Below are 14,336 nucleotides of genomic sequence, written 5' to 3' on the forward strand. Positions count from 1 at the left end.
ATTTATAATCAGATGAAAAAATATATATATAAATTTGGAATACTGCTGTTTTCACTTGCTGTGATATCGGCATGTTCAGGATTCGATGATGATTTGGAAGAGAGAAATACAGATACAAAAAATGCATCGGAAGTTCCTCCAGGACCATTATTTACAAATGCTGTTCTTGATTATTATTATTTAATGTTGAATACTAATGTTAATAGTAATGTATTCAGACTTTATTCTCAATATTGGGCTCAAACTACCTATCCTGATGAAAGTCAATATAATCAGACCACAAGAAATATTGGTAGAAATATGTGGCGAACATTGTACCGCGATGTTTTGAAAGATTTAGATGGGGCTAAAGTTTCTATTAATAATGCTGTTTTACCAGGCGTTAATCCAGTAAGTGAAGAAGCTATTCGTGATAATAAGCTTGCTTGTATTAAAATAATAGAGGTCCTTGCATATTCTAATTTAGTAGACTTGTTTGGAGATGTTCCATATACAGATGCATTAGATATTGAAAATCCAGAACCTTCTTATGATGATGCTGCAACTGTATATTCAAATATTTTGACAGAATTGGATAATGCAATTGATATGATCAGTACTGGTTATGGAGGGTTAGATGCAAATGATCCAATTTATGGAGGAAATATGTCAAATTGGTTGAAATATGCAAATTCTTTAAAATTAAGACTTGCATTAAGATTGGCAGACGTAAATCCATCAGTTGCACAGGCGACTGCTGAAGAAGCAATTAGTAATACTCTAATTAGTAGTAATGCAGATAATTTTAAAATAGATTATATGCCATTATCACCAAATACTAATCCTTTATGGGTAGATTTGGTACAAAGTGGTAGAAAAGATTTCGTTGCTGCAAATCATTTAGTGGATTACATGAATGCTCAAAATGATCCAAGACGTTCTGTTTATTTTACGTTATATGACGGATCTTATAAAGGTGGAATTTACGGAACTGCAAATTCTTATTCTAAGAATTCACATATTGGAGATTTATTTCATGACCCAGAATTGGAAGGTGTTTTGATGTCTTATGCAGAGGTTGAATTTTTACTTGCAGAGGCAGCTGAGAGAGGTTACACTGTTACTGGTACTGCAGAAGATCATTATAATGCAGCTGTATTAGCATCTATGGCAGAATGGGGTGTTGATGGTACAGAAGCATCTACTTTTTTGGCACAACCTGAGGTAGCTTATACAACTGCAACTGGAGATTGGAAGGTTAAGATAGGATCTCAAAAATGGATATCATTATTTAATAATGGTTTTGAGGGATGGACAACTTATCGTTTATTGGATTTTGGAATTCTAAAAGGATTTCCAATTTTTGATGATGATGATAATCTTATTGGTTATGAAGATCCAGAAGTTCCTGTTAGATTTTTATATCCTATTGAAGAGGCAACACTTAATGGAACAGAATATGATGCGGCAGCTGCTGCTATCGGTGGAGATGAAATGGACACAAAATTATTTTGGGACATTAATTAATATTTAAATAGAATTAATTCGAAGGGGCTATCTCAATTGAGATAGCCCCTTTTTCTCTGATAAAAATATTGTTTTAAGAGTATTAGTAGTAAAGTCAGTTTAATTCATAGGATCGAAATAGATACTTTTTGTTTCAACAATTTAATATCGTATGATAGGATTATTTGCTGCGTGCATTAAATAGTGCTATTGATAGTGTATTGATTGATTTGATAATTGCAAAATGAGGAAGAAAATTATTTTATACGCATATCAGCATAAACTATGTTCTTTCTGAAAAAGGTGTAAAGTATTGTATAAAGGATTTTTTCATGAAGATAGCAGAGGAGTGAAAACTATAGCAGAATATTACTCCCGATTTTATGTGAGCTGATACAATAGAGTTTAAAAGAGTGGCTCAATTGTGTTACAGTTGGTAGAATGTAGAAGGATAGATGTTAATTTCAACATATTTACATTCATTTATGGCATGACATATTGATAATATTGAACGTTGAAAGGAGTAATTGAATGTGCTGAGCAAATATGTAGAATATGTTGCAAAGGAAACAAGTTGAATGTAAACTTTATTCGATTCTTATAAATCAAAATGATTAGAGGAAATTGTATTACAAGATAAATCCTGCAATTAAATATTATACCATATTTAATTGCAGGACTTATTTTTAAAAAATAAAAGCTCCAATGAATGCAGAGTTCTATATTTTAAGATTGTTGCAATAATCAAGGATTTTAATAAGATCTGATTGATTATTAGTTTTTAGATGGTTGCTTTTTATAAATTCCGATACCTTATTTCTATTTAATGGGAATAAATTAAGTAAATCCTTTTTATTATTTATTCTTGTAAGTTTATCGTTACTGTCTTTAATGTATAATTGAATTGATGTTTTTTGAAAAGTTGGAAGTGTTCTAGTTTGGTAACCCTTAGCAGGTCTACCGCTTTTTAGAACTATCTTTTCTTTTGAATACAAACTGAAATTACCTTTAAATAATTGCAAGAAAAAACCAGTTGTCAATTCGTTGCTATCTTGGTAGGTAAATCGTTCGTAGATTTTTCCGTCAAACATGATTTGTAATAAAGGAAATTGATGAGATATTTCAAAAGCCGTATTGTTTTTTTGAAACTCCATTATATCCTTATAGTTATTATATCTAAGAAGAAGCCCTGAATAAAGCAAACTATCTTTTGTTACCAAAGAGCCTTTACTAAATCTATCATTGACATAAGGACTTCCATTAAACTGAGTTGAAGTATTCTCTTCTGCTATTTTTACCTTGATAACGTCATTATAAAAATTCATTAATGACGTTGAATACAAGTTTAAATTCGAATTCAATTTTTGAGGTTGCTTTTGTGCGTTACCGATTAAAGTATAAAACGATAATATGCTTATAAAAAAAACGAACTTATACATTACTATATCTATTTTAGGGAGTTAACTTGTAGCCAATTTAATCAAAATTAACCAGAATAGCATTATTTATTTTTGATTTTATAGCTAAATGCTGTAAACTACTCCCACAACATAATTCCTTCCAACACCGGCTATTCCTGAAGAGTATGGACGATATCGTTTGTCAAATAAATTCTCAATTGAAAAGTTGAGATTTATAGATTTGCTGAGTTGATAATTGTTGTTCCAATTTACAATTAACCACTCAGGAGAATAAGGATTGCCATTCTTATCCGAAGCATACAGGTATGGTTTGTCTTTTTCGACCCCTGCAAGGTCTTTGTAGGCTATTTTTGCGTTGTATTCTAATGCAATATTGGAAGACAATTTATTCGACTTATAATCAAGTTTAAATGAACTAAACACAGGAGCAACATGTCTTACCGGACTGCCGTCTTTGTATTCTCCATTATTGTAGTTCATATTTGCTGTTGCTGAAAAGTTTTGATTGATTTTTGCAATGCATTGAAAGTTTATACCCCATACTTTAGCATTATCAGCATTAACTATCGCCTGGACTTCACTTTCCACACCGTCGTAAATTATTGTATTTCGACCATCAAAACTATAGTCGCTTCTAATCATCGCATCATCAAGAAAAGAATAAAAGGCGTTGATATCGATAAAAAATTTCTGATTAAAATTTTTACTGACATTAAAGTCTACATTATAAATGTATTCTGGTTTTAAGTCCTTATTAGGAACTACAACTTTTCCAGGCTCAGAATCAAAAACTTTACCTATATCATCAATGTTAGGAGCTCGAAAACCAGAGCTTGCATTTAATTTGAAATCCCAACCTAAATCGGAATTGTATGTAACCCCTATGCCACCATTAAGAGCTCCGGTGGATAAATCAAGTTTGGTAAAAGGGAAGTTATAGTAAGTATTATCTAGTTCAGAATTGATCCAGATGTGAGAGTACCTAATTCCCGTATTTAAAGTCCAATTTGAATTTAATTTTCGTTTGATATTGCTGTAAACAGCCAGGCTTGAATATTTTGATTTATCAGGATAACGACTTGCAATTTCTTCGAAGGCATTGGTTTCAATATTGGTGCTATGTCCTTTTGATCTTAAACGATTGTAGGTCATTTCTGCTCCCCAAAACAAATGAGTTGATTTGGATAGTTCTTTTTCAGCATCGGCATTTAGAATGTAAATATTTAATTTTTCAGAACGACTACGTTTTGAAGCAGATGAGAATTTTCTATCATGTCTACTTTCTTTATAATTCTGAAATGCTGTAGTTAATTTGAATGAATCATATAAAAGATTGGCTTTTTTTAATGCTAGTTGAAAGTTGTGCATTTGTAATGTTTGCGGTCCATAATACCATTCTGCATACTTTAAATTATCTCCTTTGTATTGAATTAATCTATCGTAACGAGGAATATCAGAACTCGTTGTATAGTGAAAACCATAAAGTAAATCCGTGTTTTCAGAAGCTTTGTACCTGATCTTTTGAACAAGGTTGAATTGGTTGTACCCAGACTGTTTTTGGGTTTTTGGATCAGAGTTTGAGATTATTTTATCTGTTCCATTTTCTCGAATAACATATTCATTCCTTAAATACTCATCAGGACCATGACTACCCATTTTTTGATCATCAAAATCACTGTAAGTAACACTTCCTGCAAAACTTAAACTTTCTTTTCCAACATTATACGATACGTGGTTCATTACTTCATTATTAGCAGATGAATAACGGTTTTTGTATCTAAATTTGGTATTGGTTTTTCCCGAAGTAGAGTAGAGTGGCTTTATGCTATGAAAATCCATAACACCTCCAATTGCATCACTACCGTAAATAATTGATCCAGGCCCTAAAATAATTTCCGCCGATTCCAGACTATTTGCATCAATGCTAATAACATTTTGCAAATTCCCGCTTCTATATATGGCATTGTTCAAACGAACTCCATCCAGAACAAGTAGAACCCGGTTTGCGGCAAAACCTCTAATCATTGGGCTCCCGCCACCCAACTGACTTTTTTGAATATAAACCTGGTTACATGATTTTAAAAGGTCCGCCGTTGTTTGAGAATTAACTTCAGCGATTTCATTTTTATCTATTCTATGAACTTTTAAAGGAACTTCCTTAATGTTTTGTTCCCATTTATTTGCAGAAACTACAACCTCTTGTATGGGGAAAATATTTGAAAGTAGTCGAACTGTGAAATTTCTAAGTTTAATTTCGTCAAAATCCAATTCCAAGTTTTGAAAAGAAGGATGTTGAAAATAAATATGCCCTTTTTCTTTAAATTCTGATAAATCGGCAATTCCGAATTTATTGGTTAGAGTGGAATTGTATTTGTCAAATATGTATACATTCTCAATTGGCTTATTAGTTTCTTTATCAACAACTTTTACTTGCTGAGAAAAACAGTAATTTGCAATTAATACGAATAAGAAAGAGCTTAATAGACGAAACATATATTCTAAATTTTAGAGAAAACTCAAATATATGATTAATATTTTATTTGAGGTATAAAAAAAGGCATCTCTTGGATGCCCTTTAAAAATTACCCGTTTAAAGTAAAATTACTTTTCAGCGATTATTACCTTTTCTCCTTGATCATAAGTTAGATCTTTAGGTATTTTTGCATGTTGAATTCGATATAAATCCTGCAACAACTCATTTCTTATATATCCCTTATCCTTTATCAGTTTATCTGCAGCTGCATAGTCACCATTCCCTTGAATTTCAAGTACCATTTTGGCCAATGATTCAATTGCTTTCTCCATTTTGTAATCATTGATTTTATAGGTTCCTGTATTTTGATTGTATTTAAAGGCTTCATGTTCCTCAAAGTAATAGAAGCGGATCATATTTGCAACCCCTTGAGCGTCGGTTACGCCAAATCGAATAGATCTAAAAACGTCGGCCATATAGGTTACATAGTTGTCAAGCATATCTATTTCTTCTATTTGTCGCATATCGTGAACCTGGTTTAAAAGATACATTCTTAGCACATCGTTTTTTAGCTCATTAATAACGTTGTAATGCTCTTTTAAGGCATCTTTTACATTTCCATTTCCATTAACTGTGTTCGAGATATCAATACCACTGGTAAGTTCAAAGAAAATGGTATTCAAGAAAAACGATTCGAAATTTATATGTTTACGTTGTTTTTCATCAATGACCAATTCGCTAATTGGATTTAATATTTTATCGAATTTGGCGTGCATTACATTTTTAAAGTACACTCGTTTGGCTTCAGATGTATTTTGAAGACCTACGGGAAGATTTAATCCAATTAGTTTATTTCCAGCGTTGCAGTAGCCAGAATTGTACAGTACATTATAGATTGACAGATTAGCCGTACTGCTTACAGATTCGGCTTTAAGCTTTTCATCAACTGGTAAGTTCTGCTGTAAAAAAGGTAGTAAGGAAGCATATTTAGACACATTTTTGGTGCATTCGTTATCTCTTAAAAGAATAAAGGCACCATAGGAGTATTTTGTCCAGATTAAATGATCTTCTGTATTTACAATCGGACCTGCAATAAAATCTAGTTGGTTATTGCTAAGCTCTAACCAAAGCTTGTTACTTTCTGTAAAGTTATCGGAAGTAAGATCTTTAGCTCTTTGCTGTAAATATTCTTTGAAATCTTCTGATTCAGCCAGATTTGCTGCTTCTTTCAAATGATCTGCAGCCAATTGTAATTGCTTTTTATAAGAAGCTTTAAAAGGAACCACTTTTAACTTTCCACTTTCATCTCTTGTTAGCGTTGTAAAAGCACTGTATTTTTCATCATTATTCAATTGAAAGAACTCTTCCTGATTAATATCGGCAGGGAAAAAGCCAATTCCTAATGGTCTGGGAGGAAAGTCTTCAGTGAATGGTTTAAATCCATCTAATCTATCCCAAGGACCATAATTTATTTTGGCATACTGTTTCATATCAGGATCCTGAATGCCATTTAATAGAGCATCTTTATCTCCATAGGACTGCATCCAATACATATCATCAATAGCTTCGGCAGCCTTTATTAGATGGGAGAACAATTTTATTTGCTGGGAAGAGAGGGAGCTTAGATCTGCAGATAGCTTAACTTCTGCATAGTTGGCTAATTTTCTTTGTATCACTGTGTCGCCTGTCTTCTTTTCATCTACTTTTTTTTCAGGTTGACAAGACACTGCAAATGCAATCGATACAATCAGACCGAGTAAAAATATGCTATTTCGTATCATAATAGTAGGGTTTTGGGTGAAGATTTAGTAAACAGATGGTTTTACATCAAATAAATATCACATTAAAAACTAATATGTTTTGTGTGAAGTTGGTCACATTCTATAAGTTACAAAAAATAGGAGAGGGAAAAAAATTGAGTTTTCTCAAAATGCTGATGACAAATACGATTGATTAGAAAGAAGAAATTGGGGGTAACAAATACAGGTATTGTTGTTTTTAGAATGTGTTTTAACCGTTGTATTCAACATTTAGTTTTTATTGGTTCAAAGCGCAAGGTAACCACAGGTGTACTTTGCTGTTTTATTTTTAACAGGTATCAAAATTACTTTTAATAAGTATTAAAAATAATTTTAATACCTGTTATAATAAGTATATGTAATTTTGCATAAAAAGAAACCAGCTTGAGTAGTAGGTTCTGCTTAAGCTGGTTTCAATTTCAAGTTAATTAGTCTTTGCTTTTTATTTCTTTGGGATATTCAATTCTTGCATGATACACATTAATCAAGTTATTTGTGAAAATCTCTTTGATTTCATTGATATTCTTGAAGGTGATATCTGAGTTGGCAAAGCGATTTTCTTTTACCTGCTTGTCAATGATTTTATCGATTAACTCACGAATGGTTTCAGGAGTTTTTTCTTTCAAACTTCTCGAAGCAGCTTCAATACCATCGGCCATCATTAAAACAGCGGTTTCTTTGGTAAAAGGATCTGGACCTGGATACTGGAACTTCTCTTCATCAATTTCCTTGTCAGGGTATTTGTTTTTAAAGGATGTATAGAAGTACATTACTTTACCTGCCCCATGGTGAGTTTCAATAAAGTCAATAATTTGTTGTGGTAACTTGTGTTTTTTTGCAATTTTCACTCCAAATTTTACATGATCGGTAATGATTTGCGCACTCTTATCAAATTCAAGATCATCATGCGGGTTTTTGTTAGACATCTGATTTTCGATAAAATAAATTGGATGCTTCATTTTACCAATATCGTGATAAAGTGCACCAGTTCTTACTAATAGAGGATTACCTCCGATTTTATTAATTGCAGCTTCGGCAAGATTGGCAACCTGCAAGCAGTGTTGGAATGTTCCCGGCGATTGTTGAATTAGCTGTCGTAATAGTGGATGGTTTTGATTCGATAACTCTATTAGTGTAACATCAGAAAGGAATCCAAATAACTTCTCAAAAATGTAAATTAAAGAATAGGAGAAAGTAAGTAGTAGTCCATTAAAAGCAAACCACACAAAATTGAACCATTCTATCTCTTCAATGCTGCCTTCCTGAGTAATCGAGAACGCAAAATAAATAACACTGTAGGTACAGAATGTAATAATGGCAGTTAGTACAAGCTGACCCCGTCTCTCAAGTCTAGGCAGACTATAAATGGCCATGATACCTGCTGCCAATTGAAGAAATACAAATTCGAAACCGTTAGGAGCTAGGAATCCGGTAATTAAAACCGTAACAATAAAAACAAATAATGCTGTTCGGCTATCCATTAATGTTCGTACCACAATAGTAATTAGTGCAAACGGAATAATGTAAATGTTAACATCAACGCCTTGATTTTGGAGTTTTAATATCAGAGTGGTGAGTGCAACAAATAACAAGACCAACAGAAATATGAAAAGGAGTTTTTTGTTGTCGTGCAAGATTTTCTTTCTAAAGTTTCGTAGATATAAAAACAAAAGAATTACACAGGAAATGATTAATAGAGCTTGTCCCCCAATAATTAGGTAATGATTTTGCGATGCTCCTAAAAAGCTTTCATATTCTTTTTTTAGCGATTCTAAAATGAGAAAAGTATCGTCATTAATTACATCTCCTCTTAACACAATACGAGTTCCAAAATCGACTTTACCTTTGGTAAGTGATATATTAGAAAGCATGCTGTTTTTAACCTGATCAGACATGGTTTTGTCGTAAAACAGATTTTGAGTCAGGTAAGAATCAAGATTTAAATTCTGAAGAAAGCTTTGAAAAATGGGATTGTTGTAATCTGATTTTAAATTTGAACTAATGTTTTCATAGGCAGTTCTTGCTGAGTATATTTTATCGGTAAGAACTTTCTCATTAATGTTATTTATTGATTTGTTGATTGTTTCTGTCAGATTGAAGTTGTATTGTTGCTTCTCATTTTGAAAATCAGCAATTCCGATATTGTAATAATTCTTAAGGTTTGTTTTAAGGTAATTGTAGCATAGTAATTTTTCGGAATCTGATCTCTTTTGTGAAAAGTTTAGCTTTTTATAGGCTGAAGATTTCTCAAATTTGCTCCAATTTGTCTCAAAATTCTTTTCAAACTTTTCGATTACCGAAGGATAAACAGAAGTGTCGACCTTAAAATAGGGGCTGAATTGATTCAAAATACTATCGCGATCCTGATTCAATTCTTTTTCTGTTTTTAGTATGGAAAAATCAAAGGGAGCGATAAGGGTTTCGTGCATCCAAGGCTTACCTTTCTGGTATTCATACTTAAAGTTACCCGTATTCGGGAATAGAAGCATGATCAGTACAATGGTAATTGTAGTAATGGTAAAGCGATAAATGTTACTTAAGTTTTGTCGAATTAACCTAAAGTATTTATTCATTCTATTCTGATTAGGAGTGTTGAAATTCTTTTTATAAAATTAGTTGAATATTTTTTGGTAAAAAATATTTATTCCTTTCTTTTACCTGCGATATACACAGCAAATATATCAATGCAAATGTAAAAACATAATTATATTTTTTATATTTGATTGATAACAATCATTAAGCAACCAATAAATGAATTACGGAATTTCCGATTTAAGTATCATCCCAGTACGCAGCGAACCTGCCGAAAAAAGCGAAATGGTAACCCAAATTTTATTTGGAGAACATTTTGAAATTATTGAGGATGTTGAAAACTGGAGTAAGGTACGATTAGCCTATGATAATTACGAGGGTTGGGTTGATACTAAAATGATAAGTGTTATCGATGAAGAGTTCTATAATTTGCTGGCTACCCAATTATCAGCAGTAGCTAATGATACTTTTAATCTTGTTTTTCAGGAGAAAGATTATTCCAACAAATTGATTGTTCCAGGAAGTTCATTCCCGTTTTGTAATCGAGAAGAGAAATCTTTTAAAATAGGAGAGAAGAAGTACTTTTATCAAGGAAAAGTTACCGAAAATGGTGATGAAACAAATGTCCGTGATTCCATAATTGAAGCCGCATTAAAATATTTTAATGCACCTTACCTTTGGGGAGGGAGAACGCCATATGGGATTGATTGTTCTGGCTTAACTCAAATTGTTTACAAACTAAATGGTATAAGTTTACCTCGAGATGCCAGTCAGCAAGTTTTGGTTGGCGAACCTTTAACTTTTGTTGAAGAGGCATTGCCAGGAGATTTGGCCTTCTTTGACAATGCGGAAGGTAAAATTACACATGTTGGTATCATTTGGGATAGACACAAAATTATACATGCTTCCGGTAAGGTGAGAATTGATAATGTTGATCATCAAGGAATTTTTAATGTTGATACCAAACGCTACACGCATAAATTGAGAGTGATTAAAAGAATCATTAAACAGTAATCAGCAAATTGAAGTCTATAATGACTTCAATATTCAATAAGCTAAATCATGTATACATACGAATATCCACGCCCGGCATTAACCGTTGATTGTGCCATTTTTTGCAAATGTAAAAGCAATAACTACGTGTTGTTAATTGAGAGAGCCAATGATCCTTTCAAAAACAAGTGGGCTTTTCCTGGTGGGTTTGTGGATATGGATGAAGATTTGGATACTGCAGCTTATCGCGAGTTAAAGGAAGAAACAGGTTTTGAAGGGGTTTCAATAAAGCAGTTCAAAACGTATGGAGCTGTAGATCGTGATCCAAGAGGACGTACGGTTTCTGTTGTTTATTTGGCTCAAATGGAGACAGAAGATTTACCGCAAGTTAAAGGCGATGATGATGCATTAAAAGCTCAATGGCTTGATGTAAGAAATTTACCACCCTTGGCTTTCGATCATGATGAAATTATGCATGATCTGAAAGATTACCTTAAACTATTTTAGGCAAGATTCCAGATAGTAAGAGCTATCAGGACCCAAATTAAATATCAAATCCAAAATGCTAAGGTTGGGAATGAAACCATGTTTGTCACCAAAAACTTGAGTGTAAAATTGTGGGGCAAACTCAGTATCATTTATTCCTTTTGATGGTTTTGGATGAATAACATTTCTAAAATCAGTAATATCAGGAGCATCTAAAGGAATAAAATCTTCGGTTAAGGAATGCTTGTTTTCTATTTCCAGAATTTCACTAATCTCGGTTTGAATTTCAAGATTAAAATCTAAAAGAAAATCCCATTTTTGATTAAAAAATCGCTCTAAATCATCGATGTAATATTCGTAAAAAGGTGATGATTTGTATGCAGATTCGATTCCTTTCCAATGTAGTTTTTGCCAGTTGGTATCGTAAGAGATTTTCACATCCTTGGTTAATACCTTTTTATTGGTAGCCTTTACCACGGGAACAGAAATTGCCAAAGCTCCGTTTGCACCATAAATGTTACACCTGTTGCGGTAGGATTGCTTTGAATAGTTTTCCCATTGTTCAATCATCACATTGGGGTACTGAATCAGTTTGCAATAATACTGAATTGGTGCAAAATAGGCTGTTGATAGAAGAGCTGTGGTATTTTCCATTTTATACCTTTTTAGATGTTAATTTATACATTGGTATAATGCCGATAGATTGCTATCACTCAGTTATGAGTATAGCGAAATAAATGAGTAGTTTAGCAACAAATCGGTATTAATTCTGTTTGGACTGCGAAACTATAAAAAATATAGATAAAAGAAAAAGGCATCTATAAAGATGCCTTTTGGTATAATGATTACTCTTTTAGTGAATCCATTTAAATATTCTATCCCATCGGATTTTTCCAAAGCCGCTTTGATCTTTATCAAGCGATAGCCAGATGAATGAAGCTTTTCCTACCACATGGTCTTCCGGAACGTATCCCCAATAGCGTGAATCGGCTGAACGGTGGCGATTGTCACCCATCATCCAGTAGTAATCCATTTCAAAAGTGTACTTATCTGCTTGTTTCCCATTGATGTAAATAGTAGAATCTTTTACTACCAAATCATTTCCTTCGTACGCATGAATGGCTCTTTCGTACAATGGAAGAGTTTTAAGGTTTAATGCTACGGTTTGACCTTTTTGTGGGATAACAAGAGGCCCAAAATTATCTCTATTCCAGTTGTAATGTTCGCTAAATGGGAAAACATCTTCTTCTGTGCCAACTCCATGAACCATTTTAACCATCGATGAGATATTACTAAGTTTAGCTAGCTTATCCGCTTTTTCTTTTGATAGAGGAATGTGATACACAGAACCGCTATGACTAATTTCATCTTTGGATATGTTCATTTCCTCTAATTTTCGAGGATTGATCATAGTTCCATTTGTACGGATTTCGTAATTGTATTGAACTTCTCCAACTTTATCTTGTGCTTTCCCATTAATGTAAAGTTGACCATCTATACTGGAAATGGTATCACCAGGCATGGCAACACATCTTTTGATATAGTTTTCACGCTTATCAACCGGACGTGTATCAATTTCCATGTTTTGGGCGAAATATTTACGTGCGACTTTCATATAGGTTTGATCTGATTGAAGTGCACGACCTCGTCTCATGTCATTTTCTTTTAAAGTAGTAGTAGCAGCCCTTAATTGAGAATAGTAATCGGGGTTTTCAGCTCCTACAACAATGGTATCGCCAGCCGGGAAATTAAATACCACAACATCGTTGCGTTTTATCTCATTTAGTCCTGCAAGGCGTTTGTAAGGCCAGTTTATCCATTCCAAGTACGATTTGGTTTTGGTCGTTCCAGGCATAGTGTGATGTGCAAAAGGGAAGGATAGAGGTGTGTTAGGTACTTTAGGACCATAAGCTACCTTGCTTACAAATAAATAATCTCCAACAAGTAAGGATTTCTCCATCGAGCTGGTTGGAATTGTGTAAGCTTCAATAAAAAACATTCTAATGATTGTTGCTGCAACTACTGCAAAAATAATGGCATCAATCCATTCAACAGCTGTACTTTGTTTTTTAACTCCTTTTTTCTTCCAGAAGGCCCAATGTACCTTTTTACTGATATAAACATCAAAAAGGACTGGTAATCCTAATAAAAGCCAATAATTGCCAATCCATATAATCATTAACAGAGTAATGATAAGTGCGATTGAAAACTTAAACCATTTGTTTCTTAGTATGTTTGCCATTCAATAAAATTTAAATGATTACTCAATGTTCTGTTATAGTTGAAGCAAATCTTTCATGCCATAAAAGCCTTCTTTTTTCGGCATAAATTCGGCTGCTAGTACTGCTCCTAAAGCAAATCCTTTTCTACTGTAAGCTTGATGCTGAATCATAATTTCATCAACTTCAGAATGCCAGGTGATAGAATGTGTACCAGGCACTGCACCGTGGCGTTTGGCCAATATGCTAAGTTCGTCTTCTTTCATGCTTGTAGCTTCAATCCACTTGTCTTTCTTTGGGTGATTTTCAATAATCCCTTCGGCCAATGTCAAAGCAGTTCCACTCGGAGAATCTAATTTGTGTATATGGTGAATTTCTTCCATATCTACATTGTATTCCTTAAATGGAGCCATTAGTTTAGTTAGTTTCTTATTCAATTCGAAAAACAGATTTACTCCCAAACTAAAGTTTGATGCATAAAAGAACCCTTTGCCTTCCTTACATTGCTTCTCAATTTCTGGCAATCGATCTAGCCAACCAGTTGTTCCTGACACAACAGGAACATTTGCTTCAAAGCATTTTAAATAATTGCCAAAAGCCGAATCAGGATTCGTAAACTCAATGGCAACATCGATATTTTGTAATTGATCTGCACAAAGATCTTTTGGATTGTGCTGATCAATAATTAATCCAATCTCATGACCACGATCCAGAGCAATTTGCTCTATTTCTTTACCCATTTTTCCGTAGCCTATTAATGCAATTCTCATTTGTGGTTTATTTAGAGGGAAATTGGTTTGGTTAATAGCTTTCCCTTGTTATGATTTCAAAAATAGTAAATCCAAAGCATAATAATGTCACGCTTTGCTGCTATTATTGTGCTTTTTCGATAATGTACTTATTGAGCGCAATAAGCATTAATTATTTG

At 33.2% G+C, this 14,336-nt stretch carries 10 protein-coding genes; 3 read left to right on the forward strand and 7 right to left on the reverse strand.

The features are described from left to right. The first annotated feature begins 12 nt into the window (after window positions 1–12). Window positions 13–1,506, forward strand: coding sequence for a SusD/RagB family nutrient-binding outer membrane lipoprotein (locus ACKPCA_RS01150; protein WP_321280879.1), 1,494 nt, complete (start codon window positions 13–15; stop codon window positions 1,504–1,506). A 698-nt stretch (window positions 1,507–2,204) separates the two neighbouring features. Here the strand turns inward: ACKPCA_RS01150 and ACKPCA_RS01155 are convergent. The 4 genes from ACKPCA_RS01155 to ACKPCA_RS01170 form a co-directional block, all read right to left on the reverse strand. After that, window positions 2,205–2,924: a hypothetical protein gene (locus ACKPCA_RS01155; RefSeq protein WP_321280880.1), complete on the reverse strand. Its 720-nt coding sequence runs from the start codon at window positions 2,922–2,924 to the stop codon at window positions 2,205–2,207. 84 nt (window positions 2,925–3,008) lie between these two features. After that, window positions 3,009–5,399 (reverse strand): TonB-dependent receptor, encoded by a 2,391-nt coding sequence (locus ACKPCA_RS01160; RefSeq protein WP_321280882.1) that lies wholly within the window; start codon window positions 5,397–5,399, stop codon window positions 3,009–3,011. Between the two features lie 108 nt (window positions 5,400–5,507). Continuing rightward, the gene (locus ACKPCA_RS01165; protein WP_321280884.1) at window positions 5,508–7,160 is read right to left on the reverse strand and encodes a Zn-dependent hydrolase; all 1,653 of its coding nucleotides are present in this window, start codon (window positions 7,158–7,160) and stop codon (window positions 5,508–5,510) included. 446 nt (window positions 7,161–7,606) lie between these two features. Continuing rightward, a complete protein-coding gene (locus ACKPCA_RS01170; protein ID WP_321280885.1) occupies window positions 7,607–9,751 on the reverse strand; it encodes an HD family phosphohydrolase in 2,145 nt (714 codons plus the stop codon). Between the two features lie 178 nt (window positions 9,752–9,929). Here ACKPCA_RS01170 and ACKPCA_RS01175 point away from each other — a divergent pair, with 178 nt between their 5' ends. Together ACKPCA_RS01175 and ACKPCA_RS01180 are read left to right on the forward strand one after the other, a co-directional pair. Beyond that, the gene (locus ACKPCA_RS01175) at window positions 9,930–10,724 is read left to right on the forward strand and encodes a C40 family peptidase (protein ID WP_321280887.1); all 795 of its coding nucleotides are present in this window, start codon (window positions 9,930–9,932) and stop codon (window positions 10,722–10,724) included. A 48-nt stretch (window positions 10,725–10,772) separates the two neighbouring features. Continuing rightward, window positions 10,773–11,210 carry an NUDIX hydrolase gene (locus tag ACKPCA_RS01180; protein ID WP_321280888.1) on the forward strand — a complete coding sequence of 146 codons (438 nt, stop codon included), beginning with the start codon at window positions 10,773–10,775 and terminating at the stop codon, window positions 11,208–11,210. On the opposite strand, the gene ACKPCA_RS01185 is transcribed toward ACKPCA_RS01180, so the two are convergent. The 3 genes from ACKPCA_RS01185 to dapB all read right to left on the reverse strand — a co-directional run bounded on the left by ACKPCA_RS01185 (window position 11,202) and on the right by dapB (window position 14,178). Further along, window positions 11,202–11,843, reverse strand: coding sequence for a WbqC family protein (locus tag ACKPCA_RS01185; protein WP_321280890.1), 642 nt, complete (start codon window positions 11,841–11,843; stop codon window positions 11,202–11,204). The two genes, ACKPCA_RS01180 and ACKPCA_RS01185, sit on opposite strands and share 9 nt — an antisense overlap. Window positions 11,844–12,042: 199 nt before the next feature. Further along, the gene (lepB, locus tag ACKPCA_RS01190; RefSeq protein ID WP_321280892.1) at window positions 12,043–13,431 is read right to left on the reverse strand and encodes a signal peptidase I; all 1,389 of its coding nucleotides are present in this window, start codon (window positions 13,429–13,431) and stop codon (window positions 12,043–12,045) included. A 33-nt stretch (window positions 13,432–13,464) separates the two neighbouring features. Next, window positions 13,465–14,178 carry a 4-hydroxy-tetrahydrodipicolinate reductase gene (gene dapB, locus ACKPCA_RS01195; protein ID WP_321280893.1) on the reverse strand — a complete coding sequence of 238 codons (714 nt, stop codon included), beginning with the start codon at window positions 14,176–14,178 and terminating at the stop codon, window positions 13,465–13,467. Window positions 14,179–14,336: the final 158 nt, after the last annotated feature.

The sequence above is a fragment of the Marinifilum fragile genome (assembly GCF_963677365.1).
GTDB lineage: Bacteria > Bacteroidota > Bacteroidia > Bacteroidales > Marinifilaceae > Marinifilum > Marinifilum fragile.